Source organism: Bifidobacterium sp. (genome assembly GCF_022647885.1).
Classification (GTDB): domain Bacteria; phylum Actinomycetota; class Actinomycetes; order Actinomycetales; family Bifidobacteriaceae; genus Bombiscardovia.
In genome coordinates, this window is sequence record NZ_JALCLM010000001.1 from 308,518 (window position 1) to 326,820 (window position 18,303).

16 protein-coding genes are annotated in these 18,303 nt (G+C 48.1%); 11 read left to right on the forward strand and 5 right to left on the reverse strand.

Annotation, left to right across the window (positions count from 1 at the left end; all coding sequences use genetic code 11):
- Positions 1-114 precede the first annotated feature (114 nt).
- Positions 115-1,467: an NAD-dependent succinate-semialdehyde dehydrogenase gene (locus tag LKI20_RS01275; protein WP_291768775.1), complete on the forward strand. Its 1,353-nt coding sequence runs from the start codon at positions 115-117 to the stop codon at positions 1,465-1,467.
- A gap of 47 nt (positions 1,468-1,514) precedes the next feature.
- On the opposite strand, the gene LKI20_RS01280 is transcribed toward LKI20_RS01275, so the two are convergent.
- Positions 1,515-1,979, reverse strand: coding sequence for an Lrp/AsnC family transcriptional regulator (locus LKI20_RS01280; protein ID WP_291768778.1), 465 nt, complete (start codon positions 1,977-1,979; stop codon positions 1,515-1,517).
- A gap of 251 nt (positions 1,980-2,230) precedes the next feature.
- Between LKI20_RS01280 and LKI20_RS01285 the strand changes: the two genes are divergently transcribed.
- The 6 genes from LKI20_RS01285 to LKI20_RS01310 all read left to right on the forward strand — a co-directional run bounded on the left by LKI20_RS01285 (position 2,231) and on the right by LKI20_RS01310 (position 9,335).
- Positions 2,231-3,310, forward strand: coding sequence for an ABC transporter ATP-binding protein (locus LKI20_RS01285; RefSeq protein ID WP_291768781.1), 1,080 nt, complete (start codon positions 2,231-2,233; stop codon positions 3,308-3,310).
- Between the two features lie 3 nt (positions 3,311-3,313).
- Positions 3,314-4,261: an ABC transporter permease gene (locus LKI20_RS01290; protein WP_291768785.1), complete on the forward strand. Its 948-nt coding sequence runs from the start codon at positions 3,314-3,316 to the stop codon at positions 4,259-4,261.
- Positions 4,219-5,229, forward strand: a complete 1,011-nt coding sequence (locus LKI20_RS01295; protein ID WP_291768788.1) for an ABC transporter permease — start codon at positions 4,219-4,221, stop codon at positions 5,227-5,229. Before LKI20_RS01290 ends, LKI20_RS01295 begins: the two co-directional genes overlap by 43 nt.
- A complete protein-coding gene (locus LKI20_RS01300; RefSeq protein ID WP_291768791.1) occupies positions 5,226-6,362 on the forward strand; it encodes an ABC transporter substrate-binding protein in 1,137 nt (378 codons plus the stop codon). The genes LKI20_RS01295 and LKI20_RS01300 overlap by 4 nt, the downstream gene beginning before the upstream one ends.
- An 82-nt stretch (positions 6,363-6,444) precedes the next feature.
- Complete coding sequence (locus LKI20_RS01305) at positions 6,445-7,860, forward strand: aspartate aminotransferase family protein (protein WP_291768794.1); 1,416 nt, start codon at positions 6,445-6,447, stop codon at positions 7,858-7,860.
- A gap of 125 nt (positions 7,861-7,985) precedes the next feature.
- A complete protein-coding gene (locus tag LKI20_RS01310; protein WP_291768796.1) occupies positions 7,986-9,335 on the forward strand; it encodes an MFS transporter in 1,350 nt (449 codons plus the stop codon).
- Positions 9,336-9,350: 15 nt separating this feature from the next.
- Here the strand turns inward: LKI20_RS01310 and trhA are convergent, their stop codons facing one another.
- Both trhA and LKI20_RS01320 read right to left on the reverse strand, forming a co-directional pair.
- Positions 9,351-10,118 (reverse strand): PAQR family membrane homeostasis protein TrhA, encoded by a 768-nt coding sequence (trhA, locus tag LKI20_RS01315; RefSeq protein ID WP_291768799.1) that lies wholly within the window; start codon positions 10,116-10,118, stop codon positions 9,351-9,353.
- 97 nt (positions 10,119-10,215) lie between these two features.
- On the reverse strand, positions 10,216-11,109 hold the full coding sequence (locus LKI20_RS01320; protein WP_291768802.1) for a DMT family transporter: 894 nt from the start codon (positions 11,107-11,109) through the stop codon (positions 10,216-10,218).
- 297 nt (positions 11,110-11,406) lie between these two features.
- Between LKI20_RS01320 and LKI20_RS01325 the strand changes: the two genes are divergently transcribed.
- Positions 11,407-12,492, forward strand: coding sequence for an NAD-dependent epimerase/dehydratase family protein (locus LKI20_RS01325; protein WP_291768805.1), 1,086 nt, complete (start codon positions 11,407-11,409; stop codon positions 12,490-12,492).
- A gap of 87 nt (positions 12,493-12,579) precedes the next feature.
- Here LKI20_RS01325 and LKI20_RS01330 read toward each other — a convergent pair whose 3' ends face one another.
- Complete coding sequence (locus LKI20_RS01330; RefSeq protein ID WP_291768809.1) at positions 12,580-13,047, reverse strand: Rrf2 family transcriptional regulator; 468 nt, start codon at positions 13,045-13,047, stop codon at positions 12,580-12,582.
- Between the two features lie 214 nt (positions 13,048-13,261).
- Between LKI20_RS01330 and LKI20_RS01335 the strand changes: the two genes are divergently transcribed.
- The 3 genes from LKI20_RS01335 to LKI20_RS01345 all read left to right on the forward strand — a co-directional run bounded on the left by LKI20_RS01335 (position 13,262) and on the right by LKI20_RS01345 (position 17,156).
- Positions 13,262-14,113, forward strand: a complete 852-nt coding sequence (locus tag LKI20_RS01335) for an SDR family oxidoreductase (protein WP_291768812.1) — start codon at positions 13,262-13,264, stop codon at positions 14,111-14,113.
- Between the two features lie 78 nt (positions 14,114-14,191).
- Positions 14,192-14,983, forward strand: a complete 792-nt coding sequence (locus LKI20_RS01340; RefSeq protein ID WP_291768815.1) for an alpha/beta fold hydrolase — start codon at positions 14,192-14,194, stop codon at positions 14,981-14,983.
- 265 nt (positions 14,984-15,248) lie between these two features.
- The gene (locus LKI20_RS01345; protein WP_291768820.1) at positions 15,249-17,156 is read left to right on the forward strand and encodes an acetolactate synthase large subunit; all 1,908 of its coding nucleotides are present in this window, start codon (positions 15,249-15,251) and stop codon (positions 17,154-17,156) included.
- Positions 17,157-17,184: 28 nt separating this feature from the next.
- Here LKI20_RS01345 and wecB read toward each other — a convergent pair whose 3' ends face one another.
- Positions 17,185-18,291: a non-hydrolyzing UDP-N-acetylglucosamine 2-epimerase gene (gene wecB, locus LKI20_RS01350; protein ID WP_291768823.1), complete on the reverse strand. Its 1,107-nt coding sequence runs from the start codon at positions 18,289-18,291 to the stop codon at positions 17,185-17,187.
- Between the last annotated feature and the right edge of the window lie 12 nt (positions 18,292-18,303).

Here is an 18,303-nt window from a genome sequence, read left to right on the forward strand (position 1 = left end):
TGGTGATAACCAACGGATAACATCACCATACATACGATTTTCGAAGCAAAGTACTAATTTCTATACGATATTCAGTTCAATAGCCTGAAATGTATCTAACCGAGGAGATCTCTGATGTCTCAATATGCAGTTACTAATCCCGCAACCAATACCGTTGAAGAGACCTTCGCATCTTGTACAGATCAAGAAATCAGTGAAGCGCTTGATGCGGCTGCGCGCAGCTATGTGACATGGGGTCGAAATACCTCAAAAGTTGAACGAGCAGATTTGCTAGCGAATGTCGCAGATATTTATATGGATCGTCAAGAGGAATTGGCCACCATAATCAATCATGAAATGGGAAAGAGCATGGAGGAATCTCGTGCTGAGGTGGAGTTTGCCAGTGCTATTTACCAGTATTACGCCAAGCATGGTGTCGAATTTCTTGATGATGAGCATATCGATCGTGAGGCTGAAGGTTCGGCGATGTTGCGTAAGATGCCCATTGGTGTCTTGATGGGCATAATGCCTTGGAACTATCCGTATTATCAAGTTGCACGGTTCGCTGCACCAAACTTAATGTTGGGTAATACCATCTTGTTAAAGCATGCTTCGATGTGCCCCAAATCGGCGAAAGTAATGGGCGAGATATTCCTAGAGGCCGGTTTCCCCGCCGGAGCTTATACGAATCTCTTCGCCAGCTTTGAACAAGTCAACACGATTATCGCCGATCCTCGGGTGCGAGGTGTGTCATTGACTGGTTCGGAGCGCGCGGGGGTGAAGATAGCTCAGGAAGCGGGTGCCAATCTCAAGAAAGTCGTTTGCGAGCTTGGAGGAAACGACCCTTTCATCGTATTAAGCACAGACAATCTTGACGATGTTATCGAGGCTGCAGTTGTCGGCAGGTTTGAGAATGTTGGCCAGGTATGTAATGGAGCCAAGCGCTTTATTATTGTTGATTCTTTATATGACGAGTTCCTTAGCAAGTTCAAAGACGCCGCGGCAAAGGTTACTTTGGCTCCTATGTGTTCGGTTGAGGCTGCCGAGCATTTGAGCGCACAGGTGCATCAGGCAATCGATGAAGGCGCTCATCTGGAATTTGGCAGCGCCGAGAACGATGGTGCCTACTTCGAAGCTACGATACTCACGGATATTCCACAGGGCGCTTCTGTGCGTTATGAGGAGTTCTTCGGTCCTGTGGCGCAATTCTACAAAGTATCTTCGGAGCAAGAGGCGGTGGAACTTGCCAATGACACTCCTTACGGACTTGGTTCATATATCTTCAGTGCTGATTACGAGCAGGCCCTACGTGTGGCAGATGCTTTGGAAGCTGGTATGACCTACATTAATGAGGCTGGAGCTGATTCTGCGGAGCTTCCATTTGGCGGAGTCAAGAATTCAGGTTTTGGCCGCGAGATGGGACCGCTAGGCATCACGGAATTCGTCAACATGAAGCTGGTGACCAGTCCTAAAAACTCTGCATTTTAACCCGACTGTGTGCTGGGTGTGATGTGATCTATTACCTGCTGGTTTATTCACACACCCCAGTCGTAGCGTTGCATTTCCAAGCGCATATAGGTAAAAAGCTCGGTGCGAGCAATGCCGTCAATTTTGCGGATATGTCTATTGACAATCTCAAGCATGCCCTCGTCATCCTCACTGAATAATTCGGCGAGGATGTCGTATCTTCCAGTAGTGATAACGATGTAGTCGATTTGTCGGATGTTGCGCAACTGCTTTGCTACATACTCGATGTCCCCATCAACGGTGATGCCGACCATGGCTTGCCGCTTATATCCCAATTCCAGAGGGTTGGTGACGGCGACAATTTGCATCAAACCTTCATCAATCATTTTTTGTACACGAAGGCGAACTGCAGCTTCGGAAAGACCAACTGCTTTACCGATGGATACATAAGAACGTCGTCCATCTTCTTGAAGTTGGATCATGATTTTTCTGTTGATTGCATCGAGCTGTGGGCGCTCGCCTCGTGATTCCATAGCGCATATCGTATCAATCTCAGGACTTCGACATGACTTCCACGCGCTGAGAAAGATGAAAACATTAGAAAATCGTGTGGATAGGCCAAGTATCTGCGGCATTTACAGTCTTATGTATTGTTCTAAACATTATGGAAACCTTCAATTAATCTCATTTACACGCTTGAAATCAAAACAAATCTAGTCTATTACCACTAATTAAATAGATAATCGATAAAAATGCTTGTAAATAGACAATATAGGTGGTGCTTATGCCGAATTCCGAAGTATTGACTATCAACGCTGCAGATAAGACCTTCACTACACGTTCAGGTGAATGCATTCACGCCATAGATAAGGTCAGCATAGAAATACAACCAGGTGAATTCTTCATCCTCTTAGGTCCCTCCGGTTGTGGAAAGACTACATTGCTTCGTGCATTGGCAGGTCTGGAGGAGTTGGACAGCGGCGAGATTTATCTAGGTGACCAGCGCCTCGATGCTTTGCCTCCTCACCGCCGGCCGGTTAACACGGTATTCCAGAGCTATGCGCTTTTCCCTCATCTCACTGTTGAAGAGAATATTGCTTTCGGACTACAAATGGATGGCCTGCCGAAGCGCGAGATCGCAGACAGAGTTCACGAGATGCTTGACCTAGTTCATCTGTCACAAAAAGCCAACAGTCGACCTTCTGAGCTTTCTGGTGGCCAACAGCAACGCATTGCTCTAGCTCGAGCGTTAGCAAAAAGTCCTAAGGTACTGCTGCTCGATGAGTCGCTTTCCGCTTTGGACTTCAAGCTCAGGCGTGAGATGCAGGATGAGCTCAAACGGATTCAGCGGCACACTGGCATCACTTTTATATTTGTGACTCACGACCAAGAGGAGGCTTTATCGATGGGCGATCGCATCGCAGTGTTTAGCGATGGAAAGCCCTCACAAATCGGCACTGCACAGGAAATCTATGATGCTCCTAAAACGCGATTTGTTGCTGACTTTATTGGGGATATTAATTTTTTTGAAGGAACAATCACAGAACAAGGCATGGTCGACAGTAATCATGCACGTCTGGCCTTGAGTGAAGAAGCCGCCGCATCAGCACAAATAGGTACCTCGGTTACGGTTGCTGTACGCCCTGAAAATATGAGGTTGGAGGCACCAACAGAGGGCTTATTGCAAGGAACATTGACATCAAAAGTCTATATGGGTACCGATATCCGGTGCCATGTTCAGCTTGCTTCAGGTGAACATGTTCTTCTGCGCGTTCCTCCTGCCCTTCAATATGGACGTTTTTCCGAAGGTGCCACGGTATCGATTGTCGTCGATCCCAAACACACCAGAATAGTGGAAGGCTAGCGTATGGCTACGCCAGAAACCCGCTCCCTCAGATCACGAGCTAAGAACGCTAAGAAACAGGTGCCAAAGCCTGGAAGAATATCTGGTATCTTTTCTCTCCCAGCACTGCTCGTCGCTGGCATTTTCACACTTGGTCCAATTGCAGTAATCGCTGCATTCTCCTTTATGACACAGCCAGCCAAAGGTGGAGGCGTGGTATTTGCTTTCTCTACCGCAGGGTGGAAGCAATTCCTCTTCTCTGAAGATTTTTTTGGCAAAGTGAGCTTTGATCCACGTTATCTACAGGTCTTTGGCACAGGGTTATGGCAGGCAACGGTAACGACTGTGGTTTGCATTGCACTGGCATTTCCGATAGCGGTGTGGATGGCAATGAAAAGCGAGAAGACGCAACGCACATTGTTGCTATTCATCATGATTCCTTTTTGGACGAATTTATTGGTGAGAACCTACGCCTGGATTTTGATGTTCAATGAGAATGGCTCTGTTAACAGCGTGCTCGAAGTTATAGGAATCGGTAAACAAACGTTGCTATACACTCCATTCGCATCAGCGGTCGGCCTGATTTATACCTTCCTCCCATACGCCATACTTCCCTTATATTCAGCCGTGGCTGGCTTTGATTTTCGTCTGGTGGAAGCTGCCTATGACTTGGGTGCGACTAAAGGCGTAGTAATTCGTAGGATTTTATGGCCATCGGTTCGGGGAGGGGTAATTTCTGCAATTGCGCTACTCTTCGTTCCGGCCTTTGGATCATATATCCAACCCGTGTTACTCGGTGGAGGAAAAGTATTGATGCCTGGCAATCTGATTGCCTCGCAATACGGAGAAGCACGTAACTGGCCTTTTGGCTCAGTACTGTCCCTAATTGTGCTGCTGCTGACATTGCTAGGGGCAGGTCTGGTGACCTTATGGGCGAAACGTTCAAGCCAGAAAGTGAGTCTTTCAATATGAGCGAATTAATCATGAATAGCTCTCCGGATGCTGTTGGCGCCGCAGATTCAGAAAATAGTAGATCACTCACATCGACGGTAACGCCGGCCACTGTGTCTTCCGGCGGCTCGGCCACTGTGTCTTCGCTTCCGGAACATACTTCTGCAGTGCCATCCCGTCAGCCACCTAGTAAGCCATGGTTCAAACGTGAGCCACTCAAACGATTCCCGGGTTTTGGATTTATCAGTGTGATGGTAATGGCATTTTTATATCTGCCAATGCTCATTGTTGTGGCATATTCCTTCAATGGAGGTAATCAAGCCTTACTGTGGAAAGGTTTCTCACTGCGCTGGTATGCACAGGTCTTTACCAGTGAAGCCATTATTGACGCCACCTTGGTATCCCTGAAAGTCGCGATTATTGCTACCTTCCTTTCGACTGTGCTTGCTCTCGCTTTCGTTTTGTCTGCAGAACAACTCTCAAGGACAGGCAATGCACTAGCGTCATTGATCTTGGATGCCCCGATTGTGATCCCTGAAATCGTGATGGGCGTTGCGACGCTCTCCTTTATACGGCTCTTGGGCATGAGCCCTGGCTTCTGGCCGCTAGTTTTTGCTCATGTGACGTTCTGCATCCCCTTTGTGCTGATGCCTTTACGAGCCCGTTTGCAGAATCTTGATCCAGCGATTACTGAGGCAGCTGCTGATCTTGGTGCATCCAACGCCACCATCATTATGAAGATTCAACTGCCGTTGCTGATGCCCGGAATACTTTCTGGAGCACTCATGGCATTTGTGACTTCTTTGGACGACTTTATGATTTCGAACTTTCTCACCTCGGCGGGCTCCACAACTTTGCCGATCTATATCTTCGGTCTGATCCGAAAAGGAATAAATCCCTCGCTCAATGTTGTAGCCACGCTGTTACTGATGTTAGCGGTAGTCATCGCTGTTGGCACTTCATTGATGCAACGCAAGGAGGACGCATGATGAATACCGGTATAACGCGATTACGCACTGCCCTGATAAGAGGTGCTGGTGTGGCAGCAGTGATCACTCTAGTGACGTCTCTAGTCGCATGCTCAGGAGGAGTAGGCGCTGTCGATAGCACTTCCGCCACAACAGCTTCAGGAAAGTATGTCGAAGCTACCAGTGGCGAAGTGCATTTATATACTTGGTCCGATTATTTTCCTGATTCACTCGCCAAAGAATTCAAGGAGGACACAGGGATAACCCTTTCTATCGACTACTTTGACTCTAACGAAACATTGCAAGGCAAGCTCCAAGCAACAGGTGGGTCAGGGTATGACGTGGTTGTGCCATCCGACTACATGGTGAAAATGCTTGCGGACGAAGGTCTCTTGCTGGGCTTTGATGCCACATCATTGCCGAATTATGAGAATATCGAAAGCAGCTTTAGAAAGCCTTACTACGACAAGAAGAACGCTTACTCGGTTCCTTATATGTATGGAACCACCGGATTTGCCTATGACTCGAGCAAGATAGATGCCGCCGACGCACCGACTTCATGGAAGGATTTCTTCAACCCTCCATCCTCGGCTGGTCCAATCCAGTTGCTTGCCGATCAGACCGATGTGATTAACGCAGCCTTACGGTCCATAGGCGCCGAGCCTTGCACTAGCGATCCTTCAGAATTGCAGGCAGTACAGGACCTGCTTACCAAATTCAAAAGCAAGGTTGGGGTCATCAGTTCGGATAATATCGTCGATCGTTTGAGCGCAGGTGAAGAGGCGATGGGCATGATCTGGAATGGCGATGCCCACCGAGTCAAAGAGAATCTGTCAAGCATGGTGTATGTGTATCCGGAAGAGGGCATCACGCGCTTTGAAGACAATCTGGTAATACCCTCGGGGGCCAAGAATGTCGATCAGGCGAAAACTTTTATCAACTGGATGCTAGAACCCGAGCATATGGCAGAAGCTTCCAACTACACAGGCTTCAATTCAGGAATCACCGGCGTGGCTGAGTTGCTGAACGATTCAATGAAAAATGATACGGCGATTGTGCCTCCTGCAGATTATGACAAAGCGGAGGTGGTACCGACCTGTTCCAATGACGTTGTTAATAAATACACCAAGATTTGGGAGAGCTTCAAAAGCTGACCAGATGTGACTGCTACTGCCGCAGGCCGGACAGTAGCAGATTAACCCAACAGACGCAGGCCGGTCACTATGGAGAACAATAATGACGACGACTTTCCCGACAGCAACGATTAATGCACACCCAGTCACGCTGGATCCCTCACGTATCAAAGAGCTGATCAATAGAGAAGAGATCAAGCTGGACGCACATACAACCGCATCGAAAGCTATGTATGAGCAGGCGCATCATCATCTTTCCGGAGGTGTGGCATCGAGCTACCAGCTTAGGGATCCTTGGCCGATTTATCTGGAAGGTGGCTCAGGATCACGGGTTTGGGATGTGGACGGCACTGAATATTACGATTTCCACAACGGTTTTGGTTCGATGGTACAAGGCCACGCCCATCCGCTGATTGGCAAGGCCATTGCAGAGCGCTTTCCGAAAGGTACGCATTTTGCGGCTCCCACAGAAGACGCAATCGTTGTAGGTGATGAGCTGGCGCGGCGTTGGGGACTACCAAAATGGCGATACACCAACTCTGGTTCCGAAGCAACGATGGATGCGATTCGCATAGCTCGCGCGTATACAGGGCGCGACACAGTTATGAAGATATTCGGCTCCTATCACGGCCATCACGACACGGTGATGGTGTCCATTGGATTCCAAGATTATGACGACATCGGTCCGGCAGACAACCTCGCCTCCATACCTTATGGAGCTGGTGTTCCGCAGGCGACAGTGGATATGACAGTGGCGGTACCTTTCAACGATGCTGCTGCGATGGAAAGCAGAATTCAACGACTCCAAGCGGAAAATAGGCTACCTGCCTGCGTCATCATGGAAGCAGCGATGATGAATCTGGGTGTGGTGCTGCCAGAAGCAGGATATCTAGAAGCAGTTCGTGAAATAACAGCACGTTATGGCATCGTACTGATTTTCGATGAGGTGAAAACAGGTTTGACCATAGCCGCAGGTGGCGCTCGCGAACGTTTCGACGTGCTGCCAGATATGGTGACGATGTCCAAAGCCCTCGGTGCAGGACTGCCTATGGGAGCCATAGGAGGCACAGAGGAGGTGATGAGCGTTGTGGAGGATCACTCTGTCTACCAGGTGGGCACATACAATGGCAATCCCTTGTGCGTAGCCGCGGCCCGTGCCAACCTGCTTGATGTGTTGACACCTGATGCCTATGCACATCTCGATCATCTCAATACGAGAATTATTGAGGGTTGTGATGAGGTGATCCGTCGATACAATCTCCCCGGATACACCGTAGGCATCGGGTCAAAGGGATGCGTGACCTTCTCCGAATACAAAGTGGTCGATTATCTGACATACCGCCAGAACCAGCGCGAAGACCTTGCTGATCTTGCCTGGTTATTCAACATGAACAGGGGCGTGTATATGACTCCTGGACGTGAGGAGGAGTGGACGTTGAGTATTATCCACGATGATGCTGCGATTGACGCTTATGTTGAATGTTTTGCAGAGATGGCTTACGAACTCACCAAGGACTAAATACTTCTTCAACAGTGAAGCTGTCGCTGAATGATATTCATGCGGCAGCTTCAACTCATGTCTACGTTGTAATACGATGGCTTAGGTTGGAACATTCCAGCTTGGGAAGAAACGGGAGAAGTACCATGCAGGCTGTTAGTCTGTATGCCAGAATCTTTGAGATTCCTGGTACAGCATCATTTTCCGCTGCTGCGGCCATAGCACGATTGCCAATATCGATGATCCCCCTAGGCACAGTCCTAGCGATTAACGGCATATATGGGGATTGGACAAGTTCTGGAATAGTTAGTGCGCTCAATGTCATCGGACTCGCTGCAGGAACTCCTCTATTTGCGAGGTTGTTTGATCGTTATGGACAGCATGCAGTGGGTAGAGTGGCGCTGGTGTTGTCAATCAGTAGCATGCTGATTTTCGCTGTCGCGGTGCTGCTAACCGTTCCATTGTGGTTGCTATTTGCACTTGCTTTCTTGATGGGAGCAACACAGTTCTCCTTCGGAGCTTTGGTGCGCACTCGATGGTCTTCTGTGTTGAGTAGTTCTGGACATAGCGAATTACTGACCACCGCATACGCCTTCGAATCTGCCGTGGATGAACTGATATTCATTATTGGCCCCATCTTTGCAACGGTGCTCGCCACCTCGGTGCATCCAGTATCTCAGCTATTCGTGCCGACGGTTGCTTTATGCATCGGAGGGTTTGCCTTCTTCAGACAGACCTCCACTGAGCCAGGTGTGCTTAGGGCTACATCTGTGCAGTCTGATCCTTTGATTCCTGATCACAATGCAGATGTTGGTAATGACGAACAATACGCAGAAGCTCCTCTACCTGGGAATGGGCGCGGAGATGAGCGCACTGTTAGAAGCGGGCAGAAACAGTCTTTAGCTTCCCTCATCAGGAAGATACTGCCGGTGTTCCCAGGAGTGCTGGCTGTGTTGCTCAGCTATATGTTATTGAACCTGTCATTTAATGGATATGACGTCAGCATTGTTGCTCTCACGAAGGAGCAAGGCAAAGCCAGTCTAGTAGGCGTCATGGTCGCAGTATTTGCCTCGGGATCCTTAGTAGGCGGACTAGTATACGGTTCACGGAGTTGGAGAAGATCACTGTGGACACGTTATTGCATCCTGTTGTTCCTGCTGGCTTTGGGATACTTGTCATTCCGTTTGGCCTTAAGCAATCTAGTGATATTGGGTCTGTTGCAGTTTGTGGCTGGGTTATTCATCGCTCCTACCATTGCGACATGCAACATGATCGTTCAGGAGGGAGTTCCACCTCAACATTTAACTGAGGGTCTCTCGTGGCTTGGTGCTTTGGGGTCGTTGGGTGCCTCGGCTGGTTCTGCTCTTACCGGTGTGGTGCTCGACTCGTATGGCCCAGAAACAGGCTTTACTATTCCGTGGGTGGGAACGCTGCTTGCTAGTGCAATCGTTGCTCTTCAGATTGTACTGAGTCGACGCAAGAGTCTGCGTGAGTGAGAAGCAATAGAAGTGTCAGGCCGGGACAGCAGAGGTGATTGCGAGAAATGCTGCTACGGCATGGCAGACATAACCGATAATGGTGCCCGCGTGGAATACTTCGTGATACTCAAACCAGCCTGGGAAGGGGTTTGGACGGCGTATCGCAAAACAACAAGCGCCAACAATATAAGCTGCTCCACCAACAGCTAACAGCACAGTAATAGCGTGACCGTGATTGGGAGCATTCCACAGCAAGGGCATCAATAACACTGCAGTAAGCCCTAAAACCACATATATGGTGGTAAATAGCCAGTCATGATTTTCATGCCATATGGCATGGCAAACTGAGCCAAGAAATGCCACTGACCATACGATAGCCAAGTAAGGCCAGCGGAGTGGCGTATGTAAGGTCAAGAGGAATACTGTATTGGTGCCAGCGATGATGACAAATATATTGGCATAATCAATCTGACACAGAATGGTATTCATCCGTTTGCCCCAGTGGCCAACGTGGAGTAGAGCACTGTTGCCAAAGAGCAGCATAGTACTTACTGCATAGACCAGAGCTCCTATTCTTAATTGTCCCGCAGGAGCCATACTCACCAAAGTAATAGCTACCACAATGCTGATCGGGAATGCAATCAGATGCAATATTCCGCGCAAACGAGGTTTGCGAATAAGGTCTGACACCTGTTGGGTGGGTGAAGAATCGGCAAGTGAGCGAATTTGGCCGAGTTGATCTGCAGCAGCCGTATTGGCTGATTTCATCTGACCGGGGACTGCCCGTGATGCAGTGCTCATATTCGCCACCCTACGCTTGGTTAACGTAACAATACGGTGACTTGCTGGCAGAGAAATCGGAGAAGCTTGAGAGAGTAGTGAGAGCTAATTGCGGCTGTTATAGCACGTTGGCACGCGGACCAGAGATATCTCTGTGGCGCGCATGTCTATGTGGTCTATGTAATTCTGAGAGGATAATCGCAAAAAAGATGAGTGCGAAACCAATCACATTGGTAGAGCTGATGCGTTCATGGACCAGTAACACTGAAAAGAGGAGACCAAACAAGCTCTCTGTGCAGAGTATTAACGATCCCTGTGCTGCGGGAACCTTTGAAAATGCGAGATTCTGAAAGTTCTGAGCTACCAAGGTAGAACCGATAATGAGATACGCCAGAGAACCTACAGTCGTCCACTGGAAATCTGCAATATGTGGAATTGGATCAGTAATGAAGGCGCCTAGGGTGAACAGCACAGCAGCCGTTGCGAACTCGATTAATGTCAGCATCAGCATGTCGAATTTTTTAGCAAACATCCCCGAAAGAACGAGGTTAATAGCGAAAAGTACTGCACCAATCAGAGTAAGAATGTCCCCTTGACCTAGACTCAGACTTTCACCAAGTTTGGGGATAGCGATGAAGCCAACTCCGAACAAACAGATTAGAGCTGCCAGAATATGACGAGCTGCTGGCCGTTGTTTGGTGGCTATCCACACTAAAAACGGGACAAATACGCAATATGTGGCTGTGAGGAAAGCGTTGCGACCAGGCTCTGTGAGCGCTAAGCCTCTCATTTGAAACATAAAAGCGATCCAGTAGGAGATGCCGAGCAGAATGCCAGGAACGAGTAGATGCAGCACATGAGTTCTGCGGATCCTTCGCCACAGCAAAGCCACCATGATTACCACACTCAGGCACAGGCGACAGGACATCATCCATTGCACAGAAAGAGTGCCAAGAGCGATTTTTGAAAAGGTATACCCGCCTCCCCATGTAGCCGCAGCTATCAGTAGCATTCCCCTTGCGGTCCATGGCGAAAGACGCAGTAATTCAGGTTCGGCGGTCCCCACGCTTAAGAGTCTAAACGGCTTGTCGATGTGACCACGCCGAGATGAGTGGGTGTTTAGAAAAACTTGGCTGTAGCCATAGTTTGTTTCGTGACGAAACCCGATATCTAGAAGGCTTCTGAGGTATATTGTGGGCGCGCAACCCTGTGTGTGCCATCGAACTGTCATCGGAATCGAGAAGTTTGCTTTAGGACGAATTCTCAGGTCTTCACATAGGTGTGTGACGATTAGCACATGGGATCAGCAATGATGGATATGTCTATTGACGTATCGGGATTACCAATTGATACTTCGGAACCAGTACTAGTGACCGGAGCTAATGGCTATGTTGCTAGTTGGGTAGTTAAAGGCCTATTAGATGCTGGCGTTACTGTGCACGCGGCGGTTCGAAAACCTGATGATGCCCATAAGGTTGGGCACCTATTGAAATTGGCTGAAAATGCGCCAGGTCAGTTAAAACTTTTTGCAGCTGATTTGCTTAGCCCACATTCATATGAGAAAGCCATGGCTGGATGCACCGTGGTATTACATATGGCTTCCCCTTTTATACGCAATGTATCTGATCCGATGCGTGACCTAGTGAAACCAGCTCTGGAAGGTACCAGGAATGTGCTCAACAGCGCAGGTCAGCATAGTGATGTGAGACGAGTGGTACTAACGAGCTCGGTAGCAGCGATTTATAGTGATGCAGTCGATGTGGAATCTCGTCCTAATGGCATTATTACCGAAGCACAATGGAATGACACCTCTTCAAAGACCCGTGAACCATATTCTTATTCCAAGACTTTGGCTGAACGAGAAGCTTGGCACATCGCACAAGCTCAGCAGCAGTGGAGATTAGTAACCATTAATCCTGCGCTAGTTATTGGCCCAGCATTGAATCCATATCCGAGCAGTGACAGTTTCACTATTGTCAAACAGATGATTAGTGGCACAGGTAGATTTGGCTTGCCGAAAATCGGCGTCAGCGTGGTCGATGTACGCGATGTGGCTAGGGCTCATATCGCGGCAGCATTTCTGCCTAATGCTTCAGGACGACACATACTTGCATCTGAAGATACCGATACCTTGTCTTTGGCGACAAGTCTTAGACCTCGTTTTGGTGCCCAATTGCCATTGCCGAGTAGAGGGTTGCCGAAGGCTTTAGTGTATGCCATAGCACCGTTGATTGGACTTGACAGAGGATATGTCCAACGGAACGTAGGGCATGTGCTTCGTGCTGATGCTAGCAAAAGCAGACACGATCTTGGTATGAGCTATCGCCCTGCTCAAGAATCCATGGAGGATATGGTGCAATGCATTCTTGGCGGCGAGCCAAACAGCCCCAAATGAGATAACTGCAATAAAAGTGCAGTTTTTTCTGAGAATTTCCGGTTAAAAGCTCCACTTTTATTGCAGTTATCCTCGGATACGGTCCAGTCAGAGGAATGAAGCGACGATTTCTGCGCTTTCAGGATCTGTTTTGACGGCTGAAGTGGAAATGCTGCGCAGAATATCAGCGAGCGTGACATGCTTCATCTCGTTTTCTGCTGCCAGCTGTAGTCGCGTGTATTCTTTTTCAAGCGCTTGCTGAATATTTGCACCAATAATGCATCGTGGATTGGTGTGATCATCAACTTCGATAAGTCTGCTGTCCCCCTGCACGCTGGTGAATACGTCATATAGAGTAATTTCGTCAATAGGCCGATTCAGGGTTGGCTTTGGTTGTCCGTTAATCGTATGAATCAGCCCATGTTGACGTAGCTTTCCCATGATTTTGCGCACGTTGGTGGGATTTGTTTCTATGCTTGCCGCAAGAATATCGCTGGTTATCGGATCACTCTGTGAGAACACAGCAATATAGGCGAGAATGTGTACGGCGTCGCTTAATTGCGTGGAATATCTCATATCCGTGCTCCTTATAACGAAGTTGACATGGCCCTGTCTACAAGCCCGCATGATTTACGTGATGCTGAAGGTATCTCAGCACGTGTTCACCACAGCTTGACTTAACAGCAAGAATTATATATTCTCATGCTGTACATTAAAAAGATACAGCAAAATCGGATCTTTGTCTTGTTGGCGGAGTTTCGGTTATGGTCGCGCGACGAAGGGAAAGACTATGACATATTTGGTAACAGGAGCAACCGGTGGCCTGGGTGGATATGCACTTGAATATCTGAAGAAATTAGTGCCAACCTCTGAAATCATCGCTTTAGTGCGCAATGAGGAGAAAGCAGCAACCCTTAAAGAACAAGGCATCACGGTTCGAGTAGGAGATTACGGAGACACGGAATCTTTGAAAGCCGCATTTACAGGTGTCGACCGTCTGCTGTTTATATCTGGTGCGCCAGGCAACAGGCAGGCAGAGCATAGCAATGTGGTCAACGAAGCTAAAGAAGCAGGGGTTTCCTTTATTGCTTACACCAGCTTTGCCAATGCCAACAACGTAGACAATATGCTCTCAACTGATCACCAGTTTACCGAACAACTCATAGAGCGCTCAGGGATTGACCACACCTTCCTGCGCAATAACTGGTATTTGGAAAATGAGACTCCATTACTCAAGGCAGCATTACACAGTGGTGAACTTGACTCTTCAGCCGGCGATGCCACAGTCGGATGGGCTTTGAAAAGAGAGTACGGAGAGGCAGCTGCCCGTGTGTTGTCAGGCCAGCAAGATAACCCATCGATTGTGGAACTATCAGGCCAACCACACACCTATACACAACTTGCAGAAGCGCTATCGCAAGCTTCCAGTAAAGCTATAACAGCTCGCGACCTTGACGATCAGGCCTTTATTGAGGCAGTGAAGGGCCAAGGCTTACCCGAAAGTGCAGCGAATGGCATCCTTGGCATCCAGCATCTCATCAAGGCTGGCGATTTAGTAGTTGAATCAAAGGACTTTGAAGAGGTTCTTGGTCATCCACTGACATCTCTAGAAGATGGTCTCAAAGAGATTTTAGACCTGTAAAAATCTCGACTGTACCATAGGCTGGATTCCAAGTGAGCGCGCCAGTGGTGCTGAGGAAATGAAAAATCGAGGAGTGCGATGATATACGTCGAAGAGCGTGGCAACGGCAAACCATTGTTGCTAATCCATGGTTTTGGTGTAGATCACCGCATTCTTGCTTCTTTGAGCCAGATGCTCGATGAGCTTGGTGGGTGGAAACAAATATTCATTGATTTACCAGGGCATGGTCATAGTCCGATAGGTGATGTGAGTAGTTCTCAGGATGTTGTTGATGCGGTGGAATCTTGGATTCACACGCATATAGCGGAAGAGTCATTCGCAGTTATCGGCAACTCATTTGGGGGAATGGTGGCGCGTTGTATTGCCCACGATATGCGTGAGCAAGTGTTTGGGCTGGCAACCTTGGCGGGTGTTTTTGTAAACGATCACGACAAACGATCGTTGCCGCCAAAGACGGTACTTCACTCAGATCCTGAACTTATATCCTCACTTGGTGAAAACGGCGAGGATTATGCGCAGATGGCTGTGGTGCAAACAGCTAAGCATGCTGCAGCATTCGAGAGTTATGTACAGCCAGGTCTTGAAGTTGCTGATCGAGATGCGTTGCATCGCATATCGTCACAGTATTCGCTTGAGCAGGAGCCGGAGGATGCGCATCCTGAAGCTTTTACGCAACCCAGCTTGTTTATCACTGGCAAACAGGATCAGATTGTCGGTTATCAAGATGCTTGGAATCGACTCGAACACTATCCGAGGGCAAGCTTTGCTGTGCTTGATGCAGCAGGGCATAATGTGCACTTGGAACGGCAACTGTTGGTTGAGGCACTCATTCGTGACTGGTTAAATCGTATTGACGATAACAATGCCTGAGAAGGGGGAAGGCCTCGGCGAAGAGAAAGAGAGGGGAAACCGAGGCCTGAAAGCAGTATGAGGGTCTTGTCTCAATGAAGAGATGAGAAATCCATGAAAGCTGCTGATAATTCTGTAACCAATGAGTGAAGTACTCGTTCAGTATGTATACCGTGATTGAGTTTGGCACCATTACAACAGTTGTTGGTGTGGGAGAAGTCACAAGGATTTACGTTCATATCGTGTAGATGCTTGTTGTGAAACGAGTCTGCAATAGACATAATGAATGATTGCAATCACTAATCATGGTTATTCGTGGGGTCTGTCAAGTAGTGAATCTTTGGCGGGGGAATGCCTTAACGTATTGATGGGTAACAGCATGGTTGATGGAGTTTGTATACCGACAATCGATGTGTTGCCAAGGGGAATTCCCACAGGAGGAACAGTGGAAGCAGTAACGCTCAAGGGACTTGATGAAACAGCAGAAGCCAGGGCAGAGGTGAATGCTGAGCCTGCGCTTTCTGAGGTCGCGCAGCGTCGAAGGAATGCAGCTGATCTCATCGTCGAATGTCTCGTTAATGAAGGCGTGGAAGTAATTTTTGGCATTCCAGGTGAGGAAAACATTACCTTAATGGAAGCCATTGAACGTGACGGGCGTATACGTTTCGTACTCACGCGGCATGAGCAAGGCGCAGGTTTCATGGCCTCAACGTATGCCTATTTGACAGGAAAGCCAGGGGTGTGCCTGTCAACACTTGGGCCAGGAGCGCTCAATTTAATGTTGCCAGTAGCGCAGGCGAACGCGAGCACCACACCCTTAGTGGCGATATGTGCGCAGGGATCGCTGAATCGTCTGTATAAGGAATCGCATCAGATTGTTGATTTGGAATCGTTATTTAGGCCGATAACTCAGTGGACCTCAATGATTATGGATCCGAATTCTTCACCAGAAATGGTTCGCAAGGCCTTTTCTATGGCACAGCACTCCCGTCCAGGAGCAACGTGTTTGATCTTGCCGGAAGATATTGCCGAGAAAGCTGTGGATGTTGATGCTCATCCACTGTCATTACCGAGACCTCTTCATACCATTCCCACAAACAGTATTATCGAAGAGGCTGTGGAGTTAATCCGTCATGCCAAACACCCGATTATTCTTGCTGGAAACGGTATTTCGCGCTCCCACGCGGAAAAGCAGTTACTGATGCTGGCTGAACAGTGCAATGTGCCTGTAGCCACAACGTTCGAGGGCAAAGGCGTTTTCCCAGATGACCATCCCAACGCGCTCGGCGTAGTGGGCTTTATGCACCATGATTATGAGAACTTCGCCTTTGATACAGCTGATCTTATTTTGGCGCTGGGCTTTTCAATACAGCAGTTTGACCCAAAGAAAATCAATCCTCACAACGATAAGACGATTATTCACATCAATACTTTTGTTGAGGATTCCGATGCTCACTATTCCACGGCGTTGAACATCAGGGCTGATATAGGAGCCACATTAAGTGCACTGACTGCCAAACTACGGGAGCAAGGGGTAAGTTTCGACACCAAGCAACCGAAAATACGAGAATTGCTACATGCTGAAACTATTTCATGTGCCAACGATCCAGCATTTCCGATGAAACCGCAGCGAGTGGTGTACGACACTAGGCGTGCTGTAAGGAGAGATTGGACCACGCTAGTTGATACGGGCGCATTGAAAATGTGGATGGCTCGTTTGTACCCCACCTATCAGACCGATACCTGTCTGATTGATAATTCCTTGTCAACTATGGGCTGGACCTTACCTGGTGCAGTTGGTGTTTCAATCGCCGAGCCTTCCAAACCAGTATTAGCGGTGATGGGTGATGGCAGTTTCATGATGAATATTCAGGAGATTGAAACTGCGGTACGTTGCGGTTGCCGAATGGTAGTTCTTGTGTGGGTAGACGAATCTTATGGCTTGATTAAGTGGAAGATGGATATTCACGCAGGCAAACATGAGTATGTCGATTTCAACAATCCTGATGTGGTTGCGCTCGCTGCTAGTTTCGGGGCTAAAGGGCATGAAATTACTAGTGCCGATGAACTGTATCCGGTGTTGAGACGAGCCATGTGTAGCGGCAGTGGTGTGGATATCATCGCTTGCCCTGTTGATTACCGTGAGAATATGCGCCTTATCAGCCAACTAGGCGATTTGGATTATTCAGACTGATGATCTCAGTAAGCAGTGCCGCCACAGTTCAGCGCTGATTCTTGTGAGAACAGTAGTCTTTGCATATGGTGACGATGCGCTCAGCAGCGCGACCGTCACCATAGGGATTGGCTGCTGTGGCCATCGCTTGATACTCTTTCTGGTCATGCAACAGGCTCAACATCGCCTGTTGCACCGAATCTGTATGCGTTCCAACGACTTTGAGGGTTCCAGCTGTGACACCTTCAGGTCTTTCGGTTGAATCACGCAACACTAATACAGGCTTGTTCAGTGAGGGGGCCTCTTCTTGTACACCACCAGAATCGGTCATAATAAAATAGCTTTGTGCTGCTAGACCATGAAAATCAGTAACATCTAAGGGAGCTATTAAGTGAATCCCGCTGACTCCATCGAAGACTTCATGAGCCACTGTTTGTACGTTTGGGCTTAAATGAACAGGGTAAACGACATCAAGTTTAGGTGTATGCGTGACTACATCTTTAATGGCTTCGAAGGTGTCTCGCATCGGCTGTCCTTGATTCTCACGGCGATGCATAGTCAATAAGATGAACTTATGATCCTGTGGTATTTGTGTTAAGACATCATGGTGATAATCAGCATGAACGGTATATCGCAAGGCGTCGATTGCAGTATTTCCTGTGATGAAAATTTGAGATTCAGGATGATGTTCTTGTAATAAGTTGTTCTTGCTCAGCGGCGTTGGTGCAAAATACAAATCAGCCACATCATCCGTCAACATGCGGTTCATTTCTTCGGGATATGGAGAATATTTATCCCAGGTTCGAAGCCCCGCTTCAACATGACCTACAGGTATCTGGTGATAGAAAGCGCCTAAACTAGCAGCCATCGTGGTTGTGGTATCTCCATGAACTAAAACCAAGTCTGGTTGTTCATTGTCAAGAATCGCATCCAGACCGAGAATAACTTTGCTAGTAATTGTGGAAAGTGTTTGTTGTTTTTCCATTATTTGCATATCGTAATCGGGATGAATACTGAAGATATCTAATACTTGTTGAAGCATTTTCTGATGCTGGCCTGTTACCACGATTACAGGGGTGGTGTCTGGATTAGCTTCGATTTCCTTGATAACTGGAGCCATTTTGATTGCTTCAGGTCGGGTTCCAAAGATAGCCATAATTTTCAACAC

Bases quoted from the DNA above. Each gene is read 5' to 3' on its own strand.
- LKI20_RS01275 (WP_291768775.1), top strand. From the start codon at position 115: ATGTCTCAATATGCAGTTACTAATCCCGCAACCAATACCGTTGAAGAG.
- LKI20_RS01280 (WP_291768778.1), bottom strand. From the start codon at position 1,979: ATGGAATCACGAGGCGAGCGCCCACAGCTCGATGCAATCAACAGAAAA.
- LKI20_RS01285 (WP_291768781.1), top strand. From the start codon at position 2,231: ATGCCGAATTCCGAAGTATTGACTATCAACGCTGCAGATAAGACCTTC.
- LKI20_RS01290 (WP_291768785.1), top strand. From the start codon at position 3,314: ATGGCTACGCCAGAAACCCGCTCCCTCAGATCACGAGCTAAGAACGCT.
- LKI20_RS01295 (WP_291768788.1), top strand. From the start codon at position 4,219: ATGGGCGAAACGTTCAAGCCAGAAAGTGAGTCTTTCAATATGAGCGAA.
- LKI20_RS01300 (WP_291768791.1), top strand. From the start codon at position 5,226: ATGATGAATACCGGTATAACGCGATTACGCACTGCCCTGATAAGAGGT.
- LKI20_RS01305 (WP_291768794.1), top strand. From the start codon at position 6,445: ATGACGACGACTTTCCCGACAGCAACGATTAATGCACACCCAGTCACG.
- LKI20_RS01310 (WP_291768796.1), top strand. From the start codon at position 7,986: ATGCAGGCTGTTAGTCTGTATGCCAGAATCTTTGAGATTCCTGGTACA.
- trhA (WP_291768799.1), bottom strand. From the start codon at position 10,118: ATGAGCACTGCATCACGGGCAGTCCCCGGTCAGATGAAATCAGCCAAT.
- LKI20_RS01320 (WP_291768802.1), bottom strand. From the start codon at position 11,109: ATGCTACTGATAGCTGCGGCTACATGGGGAGGCGGGTATACCTTTTCA.
- LKI20_RS01325 (WP_291768805.1), top strand. From the start codon at position 11,407: ATGATGGATATGTCTATTGACGTATCGGGATTACCAATTGATACTTCG.
- LKI20_RS01330 (WP_291768809.1), bottom strand. From the start codon at position 13,047: ATGAGATATTCCACGCAATTAAGCGACGCCGTACACATTCTCGCCTAT.
- LKI20_RS01335 (WP_291768812.1), top strand. From the start codon at position 13,262: ATGACATATTTGGTAACAGGAGCAACCGGTGGCCTGGGTGGATATGCA.
- LKI20_RS01340 (WP_291768815.1), top strand. From the start codon at position 14,192: ATGATATACGTCGAAGAGCGTGGCAACGGCAAACCATTGTTGCTAATC.
- LKI20_RS01345 (WP_291768820.1), top strand. From the start codon at position 15,249: ATGATTGCAATCACTAATCATGGTTATTCGTGGGGTCTGTCAAGTAGT.
- wecB (WP_291768823.1), bottom strand. From the start codon at position 18,291: ATGGCTATCTTTGGAACCCGACCTGAAGCAATCAAAATGGCTCCAGTT.